The following is a 16,722-nucleotide window of genomic DNA, read 5'->3' on the forward strand; positions in this document are numbered from 1 at the left end:
CTTGTATTATCATTTTTATTAAGTCCGGTAATAAGAGAACTATAATTAATCTGCTTTTCTCCTATAGCATTTTCTGCCACCATATTGGATTTTATTAAATCATCTGCAATTGCTTTTTCTTTTATTCCAGTATGGTCTATAAGTGTTGTAGTACCATCTTCTCCACGCAAAATAAAGTTAAAATTTCCTTGAGTATCTTGCCCCATTTGAATTCTAACTTTATTAGATTTATCTTTAAATTGCATTGTTGGTCCTACTATAGTTATTCCACCATCATCACTAGCTACAGTAAATTTATTAGTAGATATTTTTCCTGCTTTTAAATCTTCTACGCTTATATTCTTAGCTATAATATCTTTTATTACTGCATTAGAAATAGTAACATTATCTGTTGTTAGATTTAAAAATTGTCCGTTTTCTCCAGTAACAAACTTAGAAAGTAATGTTTGTAGGTCTAATGTTCCCCCACTACCTACATTAAATTTTATATTAGTTGCTGTTAAATCTGTTATATTTGCTTTAGTTGATATTAAATTAGTTATTCTTGCATCTTCTGCTATTAAATTTTCTATACTTGCATTAATTGCATTTAAATCTTCTATATTAGCTTTCTTTATTATTGCATTCTCTATTTCAACATCTTTAGCTTTTAAATTGGCTATCTCTGCATTAGTTGCTTTAAGGTCAGAAATATTAGCTTTTTCTATTAATGCTTCATTTACTATAGCTAAATCAGTAACAACTCTATTTACTTTTTTACTCATAGATCCACTAGAATCAAATGAGTTTTTGTTTTTAGTTTCTCCTTTAGCTGATAACTCACTATCTAGTCCACCATCATAGCTTAATTTTCTATTAAATATAGGTAGTTTTCTTATTACTCCTTTATCATCTTTATATGTAATAATATCTCCTATATCTAAACTTAGATCGCCTTGCCACTTTAGGTTATAACCTAAATATCCAAACCCATTCAATCTATTATAAATATCAGTTAATATTGTTGCATTCATCCATGGATTCTCAAATTCTAATTCCATAGAATCTGATCCTAAATTACCTTTAGAAATTGTTTCACTATCTCCAACTTTACAAGTTATTTTTCCGATTTTATACTTTACTTCTTCCCTGGTAAAATCGAAAATACCTTCTCCAATATCTCTATCTATATCAGTAGGATATACTATTGTAAATTTCCCATTTCTTTTTATAATTGCATTACCACCACATAAACTAGCTATAAATCCTAATACTTCTCTACAAGAAAAGCCGTCCAGTTTCTTAACGTTATAAGCTGGAAGGCTTCCTTCAAATTGTACTCCTGTTTTAGTTGCTATTTCATTTGCTACTTGTGTTAAAGTAGGTGTGTCCCCTAAAGAACTAAAATAAGCTATTTTAAATTTAGACATATTATCATATGCTGTAATTTTAATAGTAAAATCATCTTTCTTTATACTATCTATATTAAAAATACCTAAAGGAATATATTCAATTTTATCATTTATATTTAATCCTATTTCTACATTTATAGGTGTAGTACTGTAAATTGTATCAGAAGTACTTCTTAATACTAAATCTAAACAAATTGAAGGTGTATTGCCTATAGAAAATACATCTTGTATTCCACCATTTATATCAATACTTTGTACCTCATCACCAGTATATATTCTATCTCCTATTGTAACTTTACATTCAAAACTTCTGCTAGGATTTTTTATTTCTTCTTTATATTCAGCACTTGTAGTATAAATAATTCTCCCTCCTTTCTTAGATTTTTAGAAGGATCTATTTAATTAAATAATCTATAAGAGAAAGCTCACCAGGAGTTATTGTTAAGTTACTCTTAGCAAGTTCATCTATATTTATTTTTTCTATTTTAACATCAACTTCTATATCTAATAATTCTCTACATTCCTTATTAAAGTTCTCTGTATCTGCTATTTCAACTATTCCATTTTCAATTTTATTTTCCCCTTTTTCATTTTTAACAGCATATTTATTAATTAGCTTTTGCTTTTCTTCATTAAATAAAACTATTTCTTTATCAAGAGTTTTTATATTCTTAGAAAGCTTATAACTTGTCTTTACTGCTAATTCTGAATTATTTAATTTACTTAATACACCAACACTATTAATTAATCTTTCATTACTTAATTTCATAATTATACCTACCCTTCTATTCCTCTAAATTTTTAGCCATCATTTCATCTTCTATTTTATAAACTTCATCCTCAAAAGCTTTTATGTCTGCTCTTACTTGTACCTTATTTGTATTGTAAACCTCTTGATTAGTTATAGTTTTATTTACGTTAGCTCCATTTCCTCCATCTGTAGAAATACTCGCACTCATATAAGCTACTTGTACTCCATCTATTACACTTGTACCACTTAAAGTTATATTTTTATTTGTATTTAACATATCAATCTCTCCTAACATTCTATTAAACTAAATTTCAAGTCCTTCCAAAACGTACCAGAACTAGTTTGTAATATCTGTGGACTTCTATCTCCTGCATACATTGTGCAAGTCATTATTCCATTTTGTGCATCAATAAACTCTACTGTGACCTCTTTTGGTTCTACAGCATTAAGTATCTTTTTACATTCTGCATCAGTTAATATTCCCCACTCTAGTTCAAGCTTTCTTTTAGTTGCAATTCTGTCTCTATATAATCTTCCTTTTGTATTTCTACTAGATTTATCAGAATCTAAATCACTTATCATTGCTGTATATGGCAAAGGAGCAGGCATCTCTACTCCGTTTATTTTTAAATAAGACATGATTACCAACTCCTTTATAAATTAATTAAACATTCACCGTTATTCATTTCTGTCAACTTGTTAATACTATCAATTAAAGCTCTTGCAAACTCTATGTCTCCAAGTTTTAAAATTATTTGTATTGCTCTATCTTTTTCACTATTAGATATATTAGTTCCACCTAATCTCTCCATAAGTTTATCCGCTATTAGATTTAATGCCTTAGTGTCACCTTCTAATGGGACTACTGCTTCCTTCTTGTGAGTTTCTCCTATCATTGCTAGTGTAGGAGAATCTATTAACCCACCTTTTGCAAGCATAGGTATTTTAGGTATATTAATTCCAAATGTTTTACCACCGAATCCAGGTACCCATGAAGGTATATCTACAGATATTTTATTTAATCCACTAATTGCTCCATTTATTAAGCTAATAACTGCATTAAGTGGAGCTTTCATTACTGCGCTTAATCCACTCATTATTCCAGAGAATATACTTACAACGCCTTGCCATGCCCTGGACCAATTTCCAGTAAATACTCCTGCTATGAAGTCAATTATTCCACTAAATATTTGCTTTACACTATTAAATATATTTCTAACGTTTGCTAATAATCCATTTAAAATATCTCCAAGAAAAGCAAATCTTTTAGACCAATCTGTAGCAAATACATTACCAAGCCAATTTTTAAATTCTTCAAATTTAGCTTTTATTCCATTCCATACTTCTATTGCTTTAGCTTTTACGACATCCCAATGCTTATATAAAAGAACTCCTATTGCAATTACAGCTCCTATTGCTGCTACTACTATAAGTAGAGGCCAATTTATAGCTGTCATAGCAGCTCCAAAACCTGTAGTAACCGCTGTCGCTATTACTCCTACAGAGTTCCAAATACCAACTGCTATATTCCATAAATTCATTGCTCCTGTAACTAATCCCCAAGCTACAGCAAAACTTCCTATAACTAAAATCAAATCTTCTACAATTGGTTTATTTTCACTAATCCAATCTCCGATGTTACTTAATATGTCTGCTAATCCATTGAGTACATCAACTATAACTCCACCTGTCCAACTTGCTATTGGTTGCAAGAAACTATCCCATAGCCAAGAACCTAAACTCATAAATACTTCTAATATTGGATTTAAAAAATCTAATGCACCAGCTATTAAGTTAAGAAAAGCTGGCAATAAATCTGATATAGTCCAATGTGCTAATGGATCAAGTATCTCTACTAAAAACCATTTAATAATTTTTCCTAAGTTATTAACTATAGGCTCTACTGATTTCTTAAGTCTATTAAATGATTGTATTAATGGATCAAAATTAAATGTATTAAAATACGCTTTAATTTTATCAGTAAGCTTTTTCATAGCACTATCAACACTTGATGTATCTAATGCTGGTGTAACTAATGAAGGAACTCCGCTTGTTCCACTTCCGCCACTTCCAGAACTATCTCCACTACTTTGAGAATTTAAAGAGTTTATTTCATCAAAACTTGCTAAACCTAATGCATCTTTTGCAGCTTCTCCAGCAGCTTTTGCACTATCTCCATATACTCCCATAGCATTTTTAGCATCTATTAACCCTTGTGTAGCTTGCTTACTTTGTTCAAATGTTTTCCCGAATATAGCACTTATAAAACTTGCTATATATTGAGTTGCTACACTTAATGCACTCATTAGAGCATTTATAGCTGGTAATATAGCTTCATATATCGGAGTAAATGCAATCATTAAATTCGACTTAATTTGTGCTAAAGAGTTTGAAAACTGTTCATTGGTCATTAAGTTGTTATAAACTCCTGTAGCCATGGCAGTTAACCCCTTAACAATCATAGGAAGAATAATCATCCATTTGAACATCTGTCCTATAGTACTACCTAAACCGGAACTATAAGACTTCATGTTCCCACTTGAACTTTTTATAGAATTACCCAGCTTTTTATTTAAGTTATTTCCTTTAGAAGTTAAGTTATTAAATAAACCTAATTTATTTCCTGTTTTAACACTTTCATTCCCTAATCTTGCAATCTTATTTTCTAAATTAATTTTTTCTCTACCTAATTTTTCTGTTTTATTAATTAAAGAATTCATTCTAGATTCAGTTGATAATATTTGAGCTTCTAATTTATTTCTACCTTCTTTATTAAAAGTATTACTAAGTTGTTTGTTTAATAATTTTGATTTATTTCTTAAATTATCAATCTGTCTTTCTGCTATATCTAATTCTTGCTCTTTCCCTAATTTAGCATTTGTTAAATTCTCCAATTCAAGAGTAGGTGGACCTCTTTTACTAACATTTGCACTTGTATCTACTTTCTTAGGTGCAGATACGTTTGTAGGTTTAGGAATGTTCATCTTAGGCATTTTTATATTGCTTAAAATACTTTTCATAGTCTTAGCTATATTAGTCATAGACTTTTTCATTGATGAATTTATATTGCTTGTAATACTATTTAAAGTCTTTTTCGTAGTATTATTAACACTCTCAAGAGAGCTTTTCATTCCACTACTTAATGACTTTCTAAGATTATTTGCTATATTGCCAGATACATTTGATATTTGCTTACTTATATCACTCTGTATCTCTAAATCCAAACTTATCTTACCTACGCTATCACTCATACATACACTCCTTTCTAAATAGCCACTACCACTAAGGGTACATTTATTGTATTATTAATTGGTAAATACTATTAAATGAGGTGAAAATATTGAAAAAAAATCTTTATATTGAATTTTTTCTTTGTTTCTTCTTTGGTTTCTTTGGTGCTCATAAGTTTTATTTAAAAAAACATAAAATTGGTGTGCTATATCTTTTTACACTCGGTTTTTTTGGTGTTGGATGGTTAATTGATTGTATTATTATTTGGACTAAAATTTTTAAAAACTATAATTCTAATAAAATAAATCCTTATAATGAAATAATTTATATTGATAATCTTTCTGATGGCTGGCAGTTTGAACATTACACAGCAAACCTTTTAAAAAAGTTAGGCTATTCTAACGTAAAAGTAACCAGTGGTTCTGGTGATTACGGCGTTGATATTCTAGCTTCAAAATCTGGAATAAAATATGCAATTCAATGTAAACTTTATTCTAACCCTGTTAGTAACAAAGCTGTTCAAGAAATTTACAGTGGTAAAGATTTTTATAAATGTGATGTAGCTGTTGTTATTACAAATAGTACATTTACAAAAGCTGCTATCCAATTAGCAAATTCATTAAATGTAATACTGATAGATAGAACAGAATTAATCTCTTTACTTAAACAAATTAATAAAAACAATAGAATCCAATCTTCATTGAAGAATATTAAAGAAGAATCAAACAATACTAATTCTTCATTACGTAATATCCAAGAAGAGTTAAAAGATATTAATACAAAAAAGGAAATGATTAAACATCAAATTTCTAAAATCAATTTACCCTTTGATTATGACGAAGAAGACTTGCTATTAGATGCTATAAGCTATGCCTTTGCAAGAGAACGTATATCAACAGGTATGCTACAACGTTTGCTTAGAATTGGCTTTAATCGTGCATCAGCAATTATTGCTCAAATGATCGACTTAGGCATACTATCAAATGAATGCAATTCTCCTATTTACTTTTTAAACATTACTCTTGAAGAATTTTTAATTAAATATCAAAAGAGCACAGAATAATTCCGTGCTCTTTTTTATCCAAAAGCTTTTGCAAATATTTCTTGTACTTTTTTAATCTCTTCTTCTTTTTCCTCATTAGACATATCTCTAATTGGATTTACTCTATTTCTCCAATCATTTCTTATTTTATGTTGCTCTTTAGTAAAGTTTTTAAGAATATCTTTATCTTCTTCACTTCTTATGGAAACAATTTGTCCTAAAGGAGTTTCTGGCATTATTCCAGTTAATAATGTACAAAACTCACTCCAGGACATATCATCATTTCTTAAACGAATCCCGTATTGCATAGCAAAGGAAGCTTCTATTAAATCGAAGTCTTCTACTATGTCATACCATTTATTCTCTGGGCTTCTTTTTAGCTTTCTTAGCTTCTTTCTCTATTTCTTCTATGTCTACATCTCCTATAGCTGCCATTATTGCACTTATAATTAAATTATAATTAGGCATACTTAATTCAAGACTTTCAATATATTCAAAAGCTTCTTTTCCTAATCCAATTTTAATTATTCCTTCTAGTCTTTCATCTTCTTTTACTTTATCATCATCTACTAAAGCCATTATTCTAAAAGCAGCAGCTTTACTATTATTAATCTTAAATTCATGATCTTCATCAATCTTTACTACTGGTTTTTGATTACCATTCTCTAATCTACTTATAATATCATATACTCTTGCCATTTCTTATCCTCCTAAACTGGTAAACTTGTTGCTGGTGTGTAAGTTGGCTTTCCATCACCCTGCATATCGAATTCAAGTGGTGCAACATTTGTACTATCTCCACCACCAACATTTTTAACATTAATAACACAGTTATATGTTAATTTTGAGCCATCCGGGAACTCTATTTCTCCCTTGGTAGAGCAATCTAAACCATCTTTCCATGCCGTATTTGCTACATAGTCGTTACCTTTATCCCCTACATTTCTTTTACCATTTAAACCTACAGTAAACTTCTTTCCTGTCATTAATGCTCTAGACCATCCTGCAGTATCCATTGGTGTCCATTCTTCTACTGTTCCATCAATAGAAATCGAGAATGTTTCCATATCGGCTATAACTGCCATATCTTCATCTGTACTTGCTTTCCCTTTAGTTCCAATCTTAAATTTAAGATCATAAACTGGAAATACTCCTGTAAATGCCATATATAATTACCTACCTTTCATAATAAATTATTGTTTCAATTACATATTCAATAATGCCCTCTGTATCAGTTCCTACATAAATAGGAGAGTCAGTTTTCATCTTAAATAATTTGACACTCTTACCTCCAATTAAACCGACTTGACCAAAGAAAGCATTATAAACTTCTTGTGCTTTTAATTCAGCTTTATTACTGTCTTTGCCCCAATGTACTAAAATAGAAATAGCCTTAGTGGTGTAGCTTGTTTGCTCTAAACCTCCTAAAGCTATTCTTGGAGCTGGTCCAGTTGTATTATAAATTGTAATACTCTCTTCCTTATCTCCAACTTTATTTAAGTACCATTGTGGACTATCTATTTTAGTTTTTAAAAATTCTCTTATCTCACTTAATAACATTTATTTTATCAACCCCTTACTAAGTTGTTTAAAGAATGTAGAATAAGTATCTTTAATAAATTGTTGCTTTTCTCCATACAAATAATCATCCATCCATTTACCTTGAGCATTAGCGTTCTTATCTTTTCTGAAATTATATTCTGGGTGCCAATATAACCTCCTAGCATATGGAGTATCACCACCTCCAGCTATTATTCTTGATATTCCATCTTTTAATTGAGATGTATCTACAAAATGACTACGTTCTAGTTCTCCAGTTTCTTTTGGAATTACTGCACTAGCTTTTATATCACTTAAAACAGCGTCTGCTGTCATTTCTAAAGCTTTTGAATGAGCTTCAATAAGTTTATTTATATTAGCCTTATTAAGCTTTATATTTACTTTTACGCCCATTACTGCAAACTAAGCTCCGTGCTAAATACTGTTCCATCCGGATTTAAAGGTCTTTCAATAGAATAAATCTTTTTCTTTACTCCATTTACTTTTACATAACCTTCAAATGGCCCATCATAAATAGATCCTTCAATAACTGCTTTCCCACTAAGAGTAATTAATTGTCTTTCAGCATTAAGAACTTGTCTAGATTTATCTGTATAGATGCATTTACCTTTATAGATTCTATTTTCTTCATAATCACCATCTGTATTAGTTCCTTCAAACCATACTTCTATAGGTGTATTAGCTAACCATTTAGGAAAGGGTAATTTTAATCCCATACTATAACCTCCTACAAGTTAATCCTGTTTGCTTAAGATAATTTAATACTTCTTGTGTAGTAGTTATTCCATTAACCTTATTCGTATTAAAACTAACAGATGTACTACCAGCACTAAAAGCACTTAAAGGTGTATTTATATATGCTCCATACTGTTCTATAAATTCAGCGTGTATACATACAGCCTTTTTAACCTTATCCTTTTGAAATTCTGTAAGGTTATCAAATCCTATTCCAACAATTCTGTTATAAGTGAGTGTATCAATTTGATCTGATGCTCTTTCTAATTTACTATCTATCGAATCCTCTGGAATAATAGTTCCTCCGAAAGATTCTTTATAATATGTGCCGTCTGCATAAGACATTTAATCACATCCTTAAACTAAAAGAAGGATACTACTAAGCACCCTTCTTTAATTCCTTATTTTCTTCTTTTAGCTTTTTATTTTCTTTTTCTAGCTTTGCAACCTTTTCTTCTAAAGCTCTATATTCCACATATGCAACGGACTTACCTGCTCCATATTCTATTATAGTTCCATCATCTTCAGTAATATCGTATCCTTGTGCTTGATACATAGCTTTTTGAGTTTCATCTATTGTATAAACCTTATTTTCCATTACAGCTTTCATACTATGTCCTCCTATCCTTCTGCTTCTGCATTAATAGCAATTGCACACGCTTTATTCTTAATTAAGAATGTATCACCATACTCTCTAGTTTGATATACATACTTATCAGCTGTTCTTGAATCAGTACCAGGAGTAAATAACTTCATATAAGCATATTTACGTCTAGTTACTTGGCAAGATGGATGAATAAGTATAATATTAATTTGTTTTGCATCTCCTGCAGCAACACATCCGTTAGTAAATTCATACTTAGTTTTCATTCTACCAGATGGAACTTTTACTATGTTTACATCATCTAAAGAGTAAACTCTTCTATCAATTTTCCCGTTATTTGAATTAACATCAACATTTCTTGTTAATCCTTCTGCTTGCTTAAGCATTTTATGAATTGAAGGAATAACATAAAGTATTCTTCCTTCTGATGGTACTCCTGCATCATCCATCTTCTCCATTTGAGTGTCAAACCAATCTAAAATATTAGCTGTAGTTAATGTTGTAGTAGTATCTACTACAGCTCCATTTGCAGCGTAAGTCTTAGCTTCTGAATATAACTTGGAATATCTATATGAATCTCTTTCTGGAATAGCTTGCTCTGTTTCAAATACATTTTGAACATTTGCTACTTCCAAAGTTAAATTGGTTTCATCTATATCCATTGGATCTAAAGCAAACTCTATATCTCTATCGTGAGCTAATTTCTTTGGCTCCCAATCATTAGATATTGTTCCAGTATTGAAACCCATATTACTTCTATTGTGGTCCTTATATCCACTTACTGTGATATTAGGTAGTTTAATAGTTTGTGCATTAATGAATTTAACTTGTGGGTTAGATTGCTCTAATGCATATGAAGTTAATTCTCTTGCATATTTTTGTTGTAATTCTCTTTCAAATTGTTCAGCATAATTGTATGTTGCCATTTAATCATCTCCATTTCTTATTTTTATATATTTCCAAATGCTCTTGCTAAAGCATCATTGGAATTTTCTTTTTGTTTATTACTACTAGCACCAATTATGAATCCTTTTTGTTCTTCTTGCTGCTGTTGTCCCTTAAAACTTGGATATTTTTCTAATACCTTATCTATAGCCTGTTCAATAGTTACATCTTCTTTAACCATGGCTTTAGCTAATATAACTACATCATCTACAGAAGTCGCTACAACTCCCTTAGATAAACAAGTTACTTTCGTTTCAGCTAATAAAGCTCTTTCTTCTGCTGCTATTCTAGCTTTTTCAGCATTAGTTAAAGCTTCATTCTTCTTTTCTTCTTCTGTCTTTTGACTTTCTTTCCACTCTTGATAAGCCTTTAATTCCTCTTTAGACAACTGATTTTTTCTTTCTCTAGCTATCCTCTCTTTAATTAACTTATCAACATCAGCTTGAGTAAAAGTCTTTTCTTCTTGAGTAGTTTCTTCTGCATCTGTTTTAGTTTCAGTAGTTTCTACATCACCGGTACTTGCTCCACTACCTGCTCCATTATCAGCTTCCATAAATCTACTCATTCTTAAATTTTTTAAAAACATAAAATACCTCCGTTTAATGTCCGTATGACTAATTTCCATGCACAGTTTAAAGCCTTAAGCAAGTTTTGGGCATAATAAAAAGCCTTAGTTTCCTAAGACTTTAATTTAACTCAACTTTATAATTTTCCCATTTCTTATAAGCATCTACATACATTTCTTTTTTATCTCCATTGTATGTACACTCATAATACATTCCATCAAATAAAGTAGTGCTAAGTAATGCTTTATTATTTTGAAGTGTTTTGCAACTCCATACCATATATACATCTTCTGTTGTGATTTCCTTTTTATCTGTTTTATCTAAATGTTTATTGGTATAATCACATACCTCTTGTTTACACCACTCTAAAAATTCTTTTTCATTCATAATTAACTACCCATTATTCCTCTATTATTTTAATTCCATATTTATCTGAAACTTCATACTCAATTTTACAACCTCTTGCATTTCTCCAATCTCCACCAAAATATGCAATATCAGCTTGTGAAAGAAGTTGAATAGATTTTCCTAAATACCACATAGGTATTGATTTACACACTTCTCCTGGATATTCTGTAAAGAAAGAATCTATTACTTCTACAGGTTCTCCTATTTGTTTTTCAGCCCTCGCTCTAATTTCTTCCCTTACTTTTAAAACTTCATCTTTTGTTAAACCTCTCATTGGTTGAGATATGAATAATTTTTTCATAATTAAATCCTCCTTACTTTTAAGCATAATAAAAGCACCTACTATTTAAATTAGTAAGTGCTTATTCTTCCGCTAATCTATATTCAGCAGCTTGAATATCTAGTTCCATATCTGCATTAGGGTGATCTTTCTGTAGTTCTTTTAGAAAATCTACAAACTCTTTGCTTTGAAATTTATTTGAAATATCTTCAAATACTTCACTTATCCAATAAAGCTGTTCATCTGAACACGCCCTTAGAAACTCAATTGTATCAACTTCATTTTTGCTTAACAGTTCTATTAGAGGTTCCCAATAATAGTTCTCCATTCCATTAATACATTCTATACCTTTCCTCCACTCTATAAGTTCAACTATTTCATTTTTACTCTTTTCATCCATTCTATTCACCTCCTAGCATTCTTTGTATTTCATCTGGAAATATTGTTGTTATTTGTTTCTTCTTATAATCATAACAAACTCCAATTGTAACTCCATTATGGTTTGCATATTTAAATATACTTATTATATTCCCATCCTTATCCCTATTATATTGTAATAAATATTTGCTACTATCCTTTAAGTTTGCCACATACTTTGCAGCTATCTCAATATCTTTATCTGCCCAACTCCTAGGAAACCATGCTTGCTTAGTTCCTTCTCGTTTTGCTTTTACTGCATGATTAGGAACATTCCCTATCCTAATACCATTTGAATACTCTTTAACTATATTATACTCTATTTTCTTATCCTCTAAAATACTAATATTAGTTTCTCCATGTCCCCCACTCTTAAGTCGTATTTCTCCTGGCTTAATTTTCTTCGGATTCTTAGGATTTGAAAACTCCCCTTCGTTGGCATGAATAAGAGTTTTTTCTGGTATATCTAAATATTTATTTCTATTTTGTAATCCATTATCCCCATTATTCTCAATAGAAATTTTATTTTCTTCTCTTTCGTATGCTCTTCTTAGCTGTGGATTTTCATTAATATGATCTGTAAGTTTATTCTGTAGTTCCTTTATTTTCTTGACTGCTCTTCCTTCTTCTAAAGGGTCTAATGTTCCTGCTTTAATTCTTTTCCATTTTCTAATTTCTCTTTCTAAAGCTCTTTGTTTTTGTTCTCCTTCATATACTTTTACAGCTTCTTCTCCATCTGGCACTTTAGGAAGTGTTGTTATTCCTGGGAAGTATGTTATTAATGAATGTCTACAATTAGGATGTAATAAGCCTTTTTCTATAGCCTCACTTAATAACTTATATTTAACTTTATATTCTTCTATATACTCTTTACTAGGATGGCTGAATATATCATCAATTAATATTTGTCCTTGCCATGGCTCACACATTCTACACGTATTCCCATGGGCTGAAACAACTACTAAATGCGTTCCATATTCATCTCTCTTTTTCCCTTCCCCTAGTAATGTCGCTCTATGTGATGCAGTTCTTAAGCACATCTCTGCATAACTTGCTATATTAACTCTAGCACCATTTTTATACTCTATAGAGTTAATTCCTTTATCTAAGAAGTCCTTAGTTGCCATGTCTATAGCTTGATTTAATGTCTTAACCCCATTCTGTAAATACATATGAGATTTAAATATAGTTTGTCTATATACATCATCCATCTTACGTAATACTGAATATTGAGCCTTATTTAAATCATTATTAACTGTAGATATTAAAGCTTCTAATTTCTTTTCATTAACTCCAAAGAAGTTCTTTTCTTGTGGTACTGCTCCTGGACTTCCTAATTCTTTAGCAATATATCCTTTTAATGTTGATGTATCTACATCCTCTGGAAACTCTATTGATAGATTTTCTTTTCTTCTCCATTTAAGTAAATTCTTAATCTTATCAATGAATCTTTCAAACCTACTTTCACCTTTTGAAAAATTCCCTCTTAATTCTCTGTCTATAGCTTCTTGAATAGGCTTATTGTATTTACCTACTATCTTTTTATTTCTCTTTCTATACTGCTCCATGCCTCTTAATTTAGATAGTTGCCATTGTTCCCACTCAAAACCTTCCTTTTCTTGCTCGTTTTGATGAAAATAAAAAGCCTTACGCATACTAGAAATTAAATCAAGCTCCATTTGCTCGAATATCTTTCTAATATCATAAGACTTTTCTCTTTTTTTAGCTGCATTATCTTGTATAGATGTCTTAGTTATATTCTTAAGTATCTCTCCTAGTTTACTAGGCTTACTCTTCTTGTCCATCTAAATCCACATCCTCTGGATCATCTAAGTTATTATAATCTTCATCATCAACTACTTTAGGTTCTTCTGTTTCTATCATTCCGTTTTGTTCTTTCACTCTTTGAATCTCAAGTGCTTTTTCTTCATCTGTCATTGTGTCCCCATATAATTCATCTATAGCTTTTTCAATAGACATTATTCCATAAGACTTAGCCTTTCCTACTATCTCCACTACTGTATCAAATGAAGGGCTAGCATACTCACCAAATGTTATTGCTGCTTCATATTCTCCAGGAGTTTTTTTATTTAATACATCATTAGTTTTTAATATTATTTCAACTAGATGTGGTATTACTTCTGTTAATGTATCAACTATCTTATTTCTAGTGTATAAAGTAGTCTTTTCCTTTTCTCTTTGTGCTTCTGCATTATCTGTTTTCTTAAGGTCTATTCCTAATGTAGAAGGGCTTATAATACCTTGTAAACACATATCTATTGCATTAGCATAGCTCTCTACATAAGCTAAGTAATTAATATCTGCTTGTTTCATATCAATTTGATTATTTGCATTTTCTGCAAGGCTTGTACCTACTGCTATAAACTTATTATCAAATGAATTAGGTCTTAATAACTCTCCTGTGTTAGGGTTTCTAGGTATTAAATCCTCTGGAATATACTTTTGTACTCTTCCATCTCTTATTGCATCTATCCATTGGCTTATAACCTCATCTAATGCATCAAATGAATCTGATTTACTATCTAGTAAACTCTTTCCTCTACCTTCAAATTTAACACTTTTAAAGAACATTAAAGGTACAGCCATGATAAAATCACTATTAAAAGTTACATCAACTAAGTTAGCTGTTTCTTCTATAGTTGTTAGTGATACTTCATTATCTCTTTCATCATAGAGCTTATAATTAACATAGCCTTTCCCATATATCTCTACTAGCTTATATCTCTTATAGTTTGATTTATTGTAATACGTTATAAATTTAATTTCTTTTAATCTTCCTCTATTAGTTTCATATTCAACCATAGAACCATCAAAGAACTCTAGTATAGGGTATTCGCTCACTTCATTATCTATTGATATTTTGAAAGCTCCATCCCCACTTACTAGCACCTTAGAAATAACATCACCCATCATTTCATCAAACTTATTATCTTTTCTTATTTCTTCCCAAAGATTATTATCATCTTCTATTTTCAATTCAATGCTATCTATATCAGCAACTATAATATCACTAAGCCTATCAACTATCATAGCAGGCAAGCCACTATGTATTTTTCTAATACTTAAATTTTCGCTTGGTACAGCACTCCAAAACCTAGCTTTATTTACTGGATCACTGCTTATATTCTTAAAGAATTGCTCTAACTCATAAGCTTCTCCTCTATACCAAAGCTTATTTCTTATTAGATTAGTTTCATAGGTATATGCTTCTTGTATATTAATGCTGCTTTGTGATGCAGGCTGAACATTTAAATATTTAATTGCTGCTTTTGTTAACATACTTTTAAATCCTCCTATTAGTCCCATATCTATTCTCCTTTATAATTTCCTATCTTTGTTCTAAATGGTATCCATGCATATTGAGAACTATTAATTGTATGGTCGTTGCTATCTTCCGGTTTGTATTCATCTTCTTTCCAACTATAGCTCTCTAACTCTCTAATATGCTCTATACAAGTATTCAAAACTTCATAGTATATTTTATTATCAACATTAATCCAACCCAAAGCTAAGTGTATTCTGTCTATTATTTCTACTTTTTTATAAGCATTTAAGAAGTTATATACACATGGATTAGTCCTTTTAAATTTCTTTAACTCTGTTATAGTTGCCTGGTCAGCACTATCTACAAATACATCTCTTGCAAGTCCCCATTCTTTTCTATTTCTTTCTAGAAAATTAAAAAACCTAGGAGCTATGTCACTAGGAGCTAATGGTATTTCTAAATTTTTGTTATTATATACTTCCTCATTAAGTATAACTAATTTACCTTTATCAGTTATCCCTATATAAGTCATAGCTAATGTATCTGGACTACTTTCTGAATAAGCTGTATCAAGCCCAGCACTAAACTGAATAAATTTATATGTTTTAGCTTTCTCTTTAGTAATAACATTATTCTTTCTTTCAAAGTTAGAGAATATTAATCCTGTCGCTCTTCCTCTTAATCCTAATATCTTATTCTTATAAAGCTTAGTACCTTTAGGAGCACTTAGTTTCTTTTTCTCTATATCAGCTTCACTTAAGGATGCATTATCATAGAAACTAAAAAACCAGTAGGTCCAATTAGGCTTCTCTTCTGAATTGAGTTGCTCTAATATCTCATTAGGTACATCTTTTTTATATTTCTCTAATGGTCTACAACAATTTATAAATTCATCATAGATAGGTAAGTTAGGATCATCTGGATTTAATGTCATCATCATATAATCATTTCTTGTACTTATTTCTCTTACAAACTCAACATTAGCTGTATTAACCTCATCTATAAGAACACAACCAAATTGAGAACCTAGAGCCATTTTCCATTTATCTATGTTATCATAACCTAGGATATATATTATTTTCTCACCATTAGGTGTATTGTACCTAATATGAGGTATCTTATTATCCTTATCACCATTACCGTTATACCTAACTAGATCCCCAAATACATCTATAATTCCATATTCTTTTTGAATTATATTCTTTTCAGCAACCCCTGTTGTTTTAGCTGCTATAACATGCATTTTCTTTTTGGACTTTGCAACCTTTAACATAAACTTAGTAATTCCTACTGTAGTTTTTCCTGCTGCTGTTGTCCCTTCTAGTGCTTCTACTGGTGCATTATGTTTTAAAAAATCTAGGTACTTCTTAGATAGCTTATATTCATCTGACACTAGGAATCACCCCCTTAAAATTAAAATTTCGCATATGTAGTTACGAAATAGTATATTTTCATTCCAAAGTTTAGTTAAAGTAAACTAAATCTACTATTTTTATTATTTATAAA

At 30.3% G+C, this 16,722-nt stretch carries 21 protein-coding genes and 1 pseudogene; 1 reads left to right on the plus strand and 21 read right to left on the minus strand.

The genetic code is table 11. The features are described 5' to 3' along the window. From ACQPVP_RS08735 to ACQPVP_RS08755, 5 genes and pseudogenes are all read right to left on the minus strand, one after another. Window positions 1-1,409 (minus strand): annotated as a pseudogene (locus ACQPVP_RS08735) (hypothetical protein); the annotation flags it as partial. Window positions 1,410-1,785: 376 nt separating this feature from the next. Next, a complete protein-coding gene (locus ACQPVP_RS08740; protein ID WP_430849131.1) occupies window positions 1,786-2,160 on the minus strand; it encodes a hypothetical protein in 375 nt (124 codons plus the stop codon). Window positions 2,161-2,176: 16 nt separating this feature from the next. Then, window positions 2,177-2,419, minus strand: a complete 243-nt coding sequence (locus ACQPVP_RS08745) for a hypothetical protein (RefSeq protein ID WP_430849132.1) — start codon at window positions 2,417-2,419, stop codon at window positions 2,177-2,179. A gap of 11 nt (window positions 2,420-2,430) precedes the next feature. Then, window positions 2,431-2,781, minus strand: coding sequence for a DUF6711 family protein (locus ACQPVP_RS08750; RefSeq protein WP_430849134.1), 351 nt, complete (start codon window positions 2,779-2,781; stop codon window positions 2,431-2,433). A gap of 14 nt (window positions 2,782-2,795) precedes the next feature. Next, a complete protein-coding gene (locus ACQPVP_RS08755; RefSeq protein WP_430849136.1) occupies window positions 2,796-5,393 on the minus strand; it encodes a hypothetical protein in 2,598 nt (865 codons plus the stop codon). 89 nt (window positions 5,394-5,482) lie between these two features. Between ACQPVP_RS08755 and ACQPVP_RS08760 the strand changes: the two genes are divergently transcribed. Further along, on the plus strand, window positions 5,483-6,436 hold the full coding sequence (locus ACQPVP_RS08760) for a restriction endonuclease (RefSeq protein WP_430849138.1): 954 nt from the start codon (window positions 5,483-5,485) through the stop codon (window positions 6,434-6,436). A 14-nt stretch (window positions 6,437-6,450) separates the two neighbouring features. Here the strand turns inward: ACQPVP_RS08760 and ACQPVP_RS08765 are convergent, their stop codons facing one another. From ACQPVP_RS08765 to ACQPVP_RS08840, 16 genes are all read right to left on the minus strand, one after another. After that, window positions 6,451-6,762, minus strand: coding sequence for a Gp15 family bacteriophage protein (locus ACQPVP_RS08765; RefSeq protein WP_430849469.1), 312 nt, complete (start codon window positions 6,760-6,762; stop codon window positions 6,451-6,453). Between the two features lie 10 nt (window positions 6,763-6,772). Beyond that, complete coding sequence (locus ACQPVP_RS08770) at window positions 6,773-7,114, minus strand: hypothetical protein (RefSeq protein WP_430849140.1); 342 nt, start codon at window positions 7,112-7,114, stop codon at window positions 6,773-6,775. 11 nt (window positions 7,115-7,125) lie between these two features. Further along, the gene (locus ACQPVP_RS08775) at window positions 7,126-7,581 is read right to left on the minus strand and encodes a phage tail tube protein (RefSeq protein ID WP_430849142.1); all 456 of its coding nucleotides are present in this window, start codon (window positions 7,579-7,581) and stop codon (window positions 7,126-7,128) included. A gap of 10 nt (window positions 7,582-7,591) precedes the next feature. Further along, on the minus strand, window positions 7,592-7,975 hold the full coding sequence (locus tag ACQPVP_RS08780; RefSeq protein WP_430849144.1) for a phage tail terminator protein: 384 nt from the start codon (window positions 7,973-7,975) through the stop codon (window positions 7,592-7,594). Continuing rightward, window positions 7,976-8,368, minus strand: coding sequence for a hypothetical protein (locus ACQPVP_RS08785; protein WP_430849146.1), 393 nt, complete (start codon window positions 8,366-8,368; stop codon window positions 7,976-7,978). Next, entirely contained in the window at window positions 8,368-8,691 is a 324-nt protein-coding gene (locus ACQPVP_RS08790) for a hypothetical protein (protein WP_430849148.1), read from the minus strand. Before ACQPVP_RS08790 ends, ACQPVP_RS08785 begins: the two co-directional genes overlap by 1 nt. Window position 8,692: 1 nt before the next feature. Further along, on the minus strand, window positions 8,693-9,055 hold the full coding sequence (locus tag ACQPVP_RS08795; protein ID WP_430849150.1) for a hypothetical protein: 363 nt from the start codon (window positions 9,053-9,055) through the stop codon (window positions 8,693-8,695). A 34-nt stretch (window positions 9,056-9,089) separates the two neighbouring features. Then, the gene (locus tag ACQPVP_RS08800; RefSeq protein WP_430849152.1) at window positions 9,090-9,320 is read right to left on the minus strand and encodes a hypothetical protein; all 231 of its coding nucleotides are present in this window, start codon (window positions 9,318-9,320) and stop codon (window positions 9,090-9,092) included. An 11-nt stretch (window positions 9,321-9,331) separates the two neighbouring features. After that, a complete protein-coding gene (locus ACQPVP_RS08805; RefSeq protein WP_430849154.1) occupies window positions 9,332-10,240 on the minus strand; it encodes a capsid protein in 909 nt (302 codons plus the stop codon). Between the two features lie 23 nt (window positions 10,241-10,263). Then, window positions 10,264-10,845: a hypothetical protein gene (locus tag ACQPVP_RS08810; RefSeq protein WP_430849156.1), complete on the minus strand. Its 582-nt coding sequence runs from the start codon at window positions 10,843-10,845 to the stop codon at window positions 10,264-10,266. Window positions 10,846-10,945: 100 nt separating this feature from the next. Continuing rightward, window positions 10,946-11,212 (minus strand): DUF6275 family protein, encoded by a 267-nt coding sequence (locus tag ACQPVP_RS08815; RefSeq protein ID WP_430849158.1) that lies wholly within the window; start codon window positions 11,210-11,212, stop codon window positions 10,946-10,948. A gap of 13 nt (window positions 11,213-11,225) precedes the next feature. Next, window positions 11,226-11,534 carry a DUF4406 domain-containing protein gene (locus ACQPVP_RS08820; protein ID WP_430849160.1) on the minus strand — a complete coding sequence of 103 codons (309 nt, stop codon included), beginning with the start codon at window positions 11,532-11,534 and terminating at the stop codon, window positions 11,226-11,228. 61 nt (window positions 11,535-11,595) lie between these two features. After that, window positions 11,596-11,913, minus strand: a complete 318-nt coding sequence (locus tag ACQPVP_RS08825) for a hypothetical protein (protein WP_430849162.1) — start codon at window positions 11,911-11,913, stop codon at window positions 11,596-11,598. A gap of 1 nt (window position 11,914) precedes the next feature. Next, window positions 11,915-13,735: a phage minor capsid protein gene (locus ACQPVP_RS08830; RefSeq protein WP_430849164.1), complete on the minus strand. Its 1,821-nt coding sequence runs from the start codon at window positions 13,733-13,735 to the stop codon at window positions 11,915-11,917. Continuing rightward, the gene (locus ACQPVP_RS08835) at window positions 13,719-15,257 is read right to left on the minus strand and encodes a capsid protein (RefSeq protein WP_430849166.1); all 1,539 of its coding nucleotides are present in this window, start codon (window positions 15,255-15,257) and stop codon (window positions 13,719-13,721) included. The genes ACQPVP_RS08830 and ACQPVP_RS08835 overlap by 17 nt, the downstream gene beginning before the upstream one ends. Window positions 15,258-15,259: 2 nt before the next feature. Then, window positions 15,260-16,609, minus strand: a complete 1,350-nt coding sequence (locus ACQPVP_RS08840) for a terminase large subunit domain-containing protein (protein ID WP_430849168.1) — start codon at window positions 16,607-16,609, stop codon at window positions 15,260-15,262. Window positions 16,610-16,722: the final 113 nt, after the last annotated feature.

Origin of the sequence: Clostridium nigeriense, assembly GCF_050585265.1 — a bacterium.
GTDB classification, from domain to species: domain Bacteria; phylum Bacillota; class Clostridia; order Clostridiales; family Clostridiaceae; genus Clostridium; species Clostridium nigeriense_B.

Excerpts from the sequence above, each read along its gene's own strand:
- ACQPVP_RS08805 (WP_430849154.1), bottom strand. The coding sequence starts at position 10,240 with ATGGCAACATACAATTATGCTGAACAATTTGAAAGAGAATTACAACAA.
- ACQPVP_RS08820 (WP_430849160.1), bottom strand. The coding sequence starts at position 11,534 with ATGAAAAAATTATTCATATCTCAACCAATGAGAGGTTTAACAAAAGAT.
- ACQPVP_RS08750 (WP_430849134.1), bottom strand. The coding sequence starts at position 2,781 with ATGTCTTATTTAAAAATAAACGGAGTAGAGATGCCTGCTCCTTTGCCA.
- ACQPVP_RS08775 (WP_430849142.1), bottom strand. The coding sequence starts at position 7,581 with ATGGCATTTACAGGAGTATTTCCAGTTTATGATCTTAAATTTAAGATT.
- ACQPVP_RS08815 (WP_430849158.1), bottom strand. The coding sequence starts at position 11,212 with ATGAATGAAAAAGAATTTTTAGAGTGGTGTAAACAAGAGGTATGTGAT.
- ACQPVP_RS08800 (WP_430849152.1), bottom strand. The coding sequence starts at position 9,320 with ATGAAAGCTGTAATGGAAAATAAGGTTTATACAATAGATGAAACTCAA.
- ACQPVP_RS08740 (WP_430849131.1), bottom strand. The coding sequence starts at position 2,160 with ATGAAATTAAGTAATGAAAGATTAATTAATAGTGTTGGTGTATTAAGT.
- ACQPVP_RS08810 (WP_430849156.1), bottom strand. The coding sequence starts at position 10,845 with ATGTTTTTAAAAAATTTAAGAATGAGTAGATTTATGGAAGCTGATAAT.
- ACQPVP_RS08830 (WP_430849164.1), bottom strand. The coding sequence starts at position 13,735 with ATGGACAAGAAGAGTAAGCCTAGTAAACTAGGAGAGATACTTAAGAAT.
- ACQPVP_RS08835 (WP_430849166.1), bottom strand. The coding sequence starts at position 15,257 with ATGGGACTAATAGGAGGATTTAAAAGTATGTTAACAAAAGCAGCAATT.
- ACQPVP_RS08790 (WP_430849148.1), bottom strand. The coding sequence starts at position 8,691 with ATGGGATTAAAATTACCCTTTCCTAAATGGTTAGCTAATACACCTATA.
- ACQPVP_RS08825 (WP_430849162.1), bottom strand. The coding sequence starts at position 11,913 with ATGGATGAAAAGAGTAAAAATGAAATAGTTGAACTTATAGAGTGGAGG.
- ACQPVP_RS08755 (WP_430849136.1), bottom strand. The coding sequence starts at position 5,393 with ATGAGTGATAGCGTAGGTAAGATAAGTTTGGATTTAGAGATACAGAGT.
- ACQPVP_RS08785 (WP_430849146.1), bottom strand. The coding sequence starts at position 8,368 with ATGGGCGTAAAAGTAAATATAAAGCTTAATAAGGCTAATATAAATAAA.
- ACQPVP_RS08780 (WP_430849144.1), bottom strand. The coding sequence starts at position 7,975 with ATGTTATTAAGTGAGATAAGAGAATTTTTAAAAACTAAAATAGATAGT.
- ACQPVP_RS08795 (WP_430849150.1), bottom strand. The coding sequence starts at position 9,055 with ATGTCTTATGCAGACGGCACATATTATAAAGAATCTTTCGGAGGAACT.
- ACQPVP_RS08770 (WP_430849140.1), bottom strand. The coding sequence starts at position 7,114 with ATGGCAAGAGTATATGATATTATAAGTAGATTAGAGAATGGTAATCAA.
- ACQPVP_RS08745 (WP_430849132.1), bottom strand. The coding sequence starts at position 2,419 with ATGTTAAATACAAATAAAAATATAACTTTAAGTGGTACAAGTGTAATA.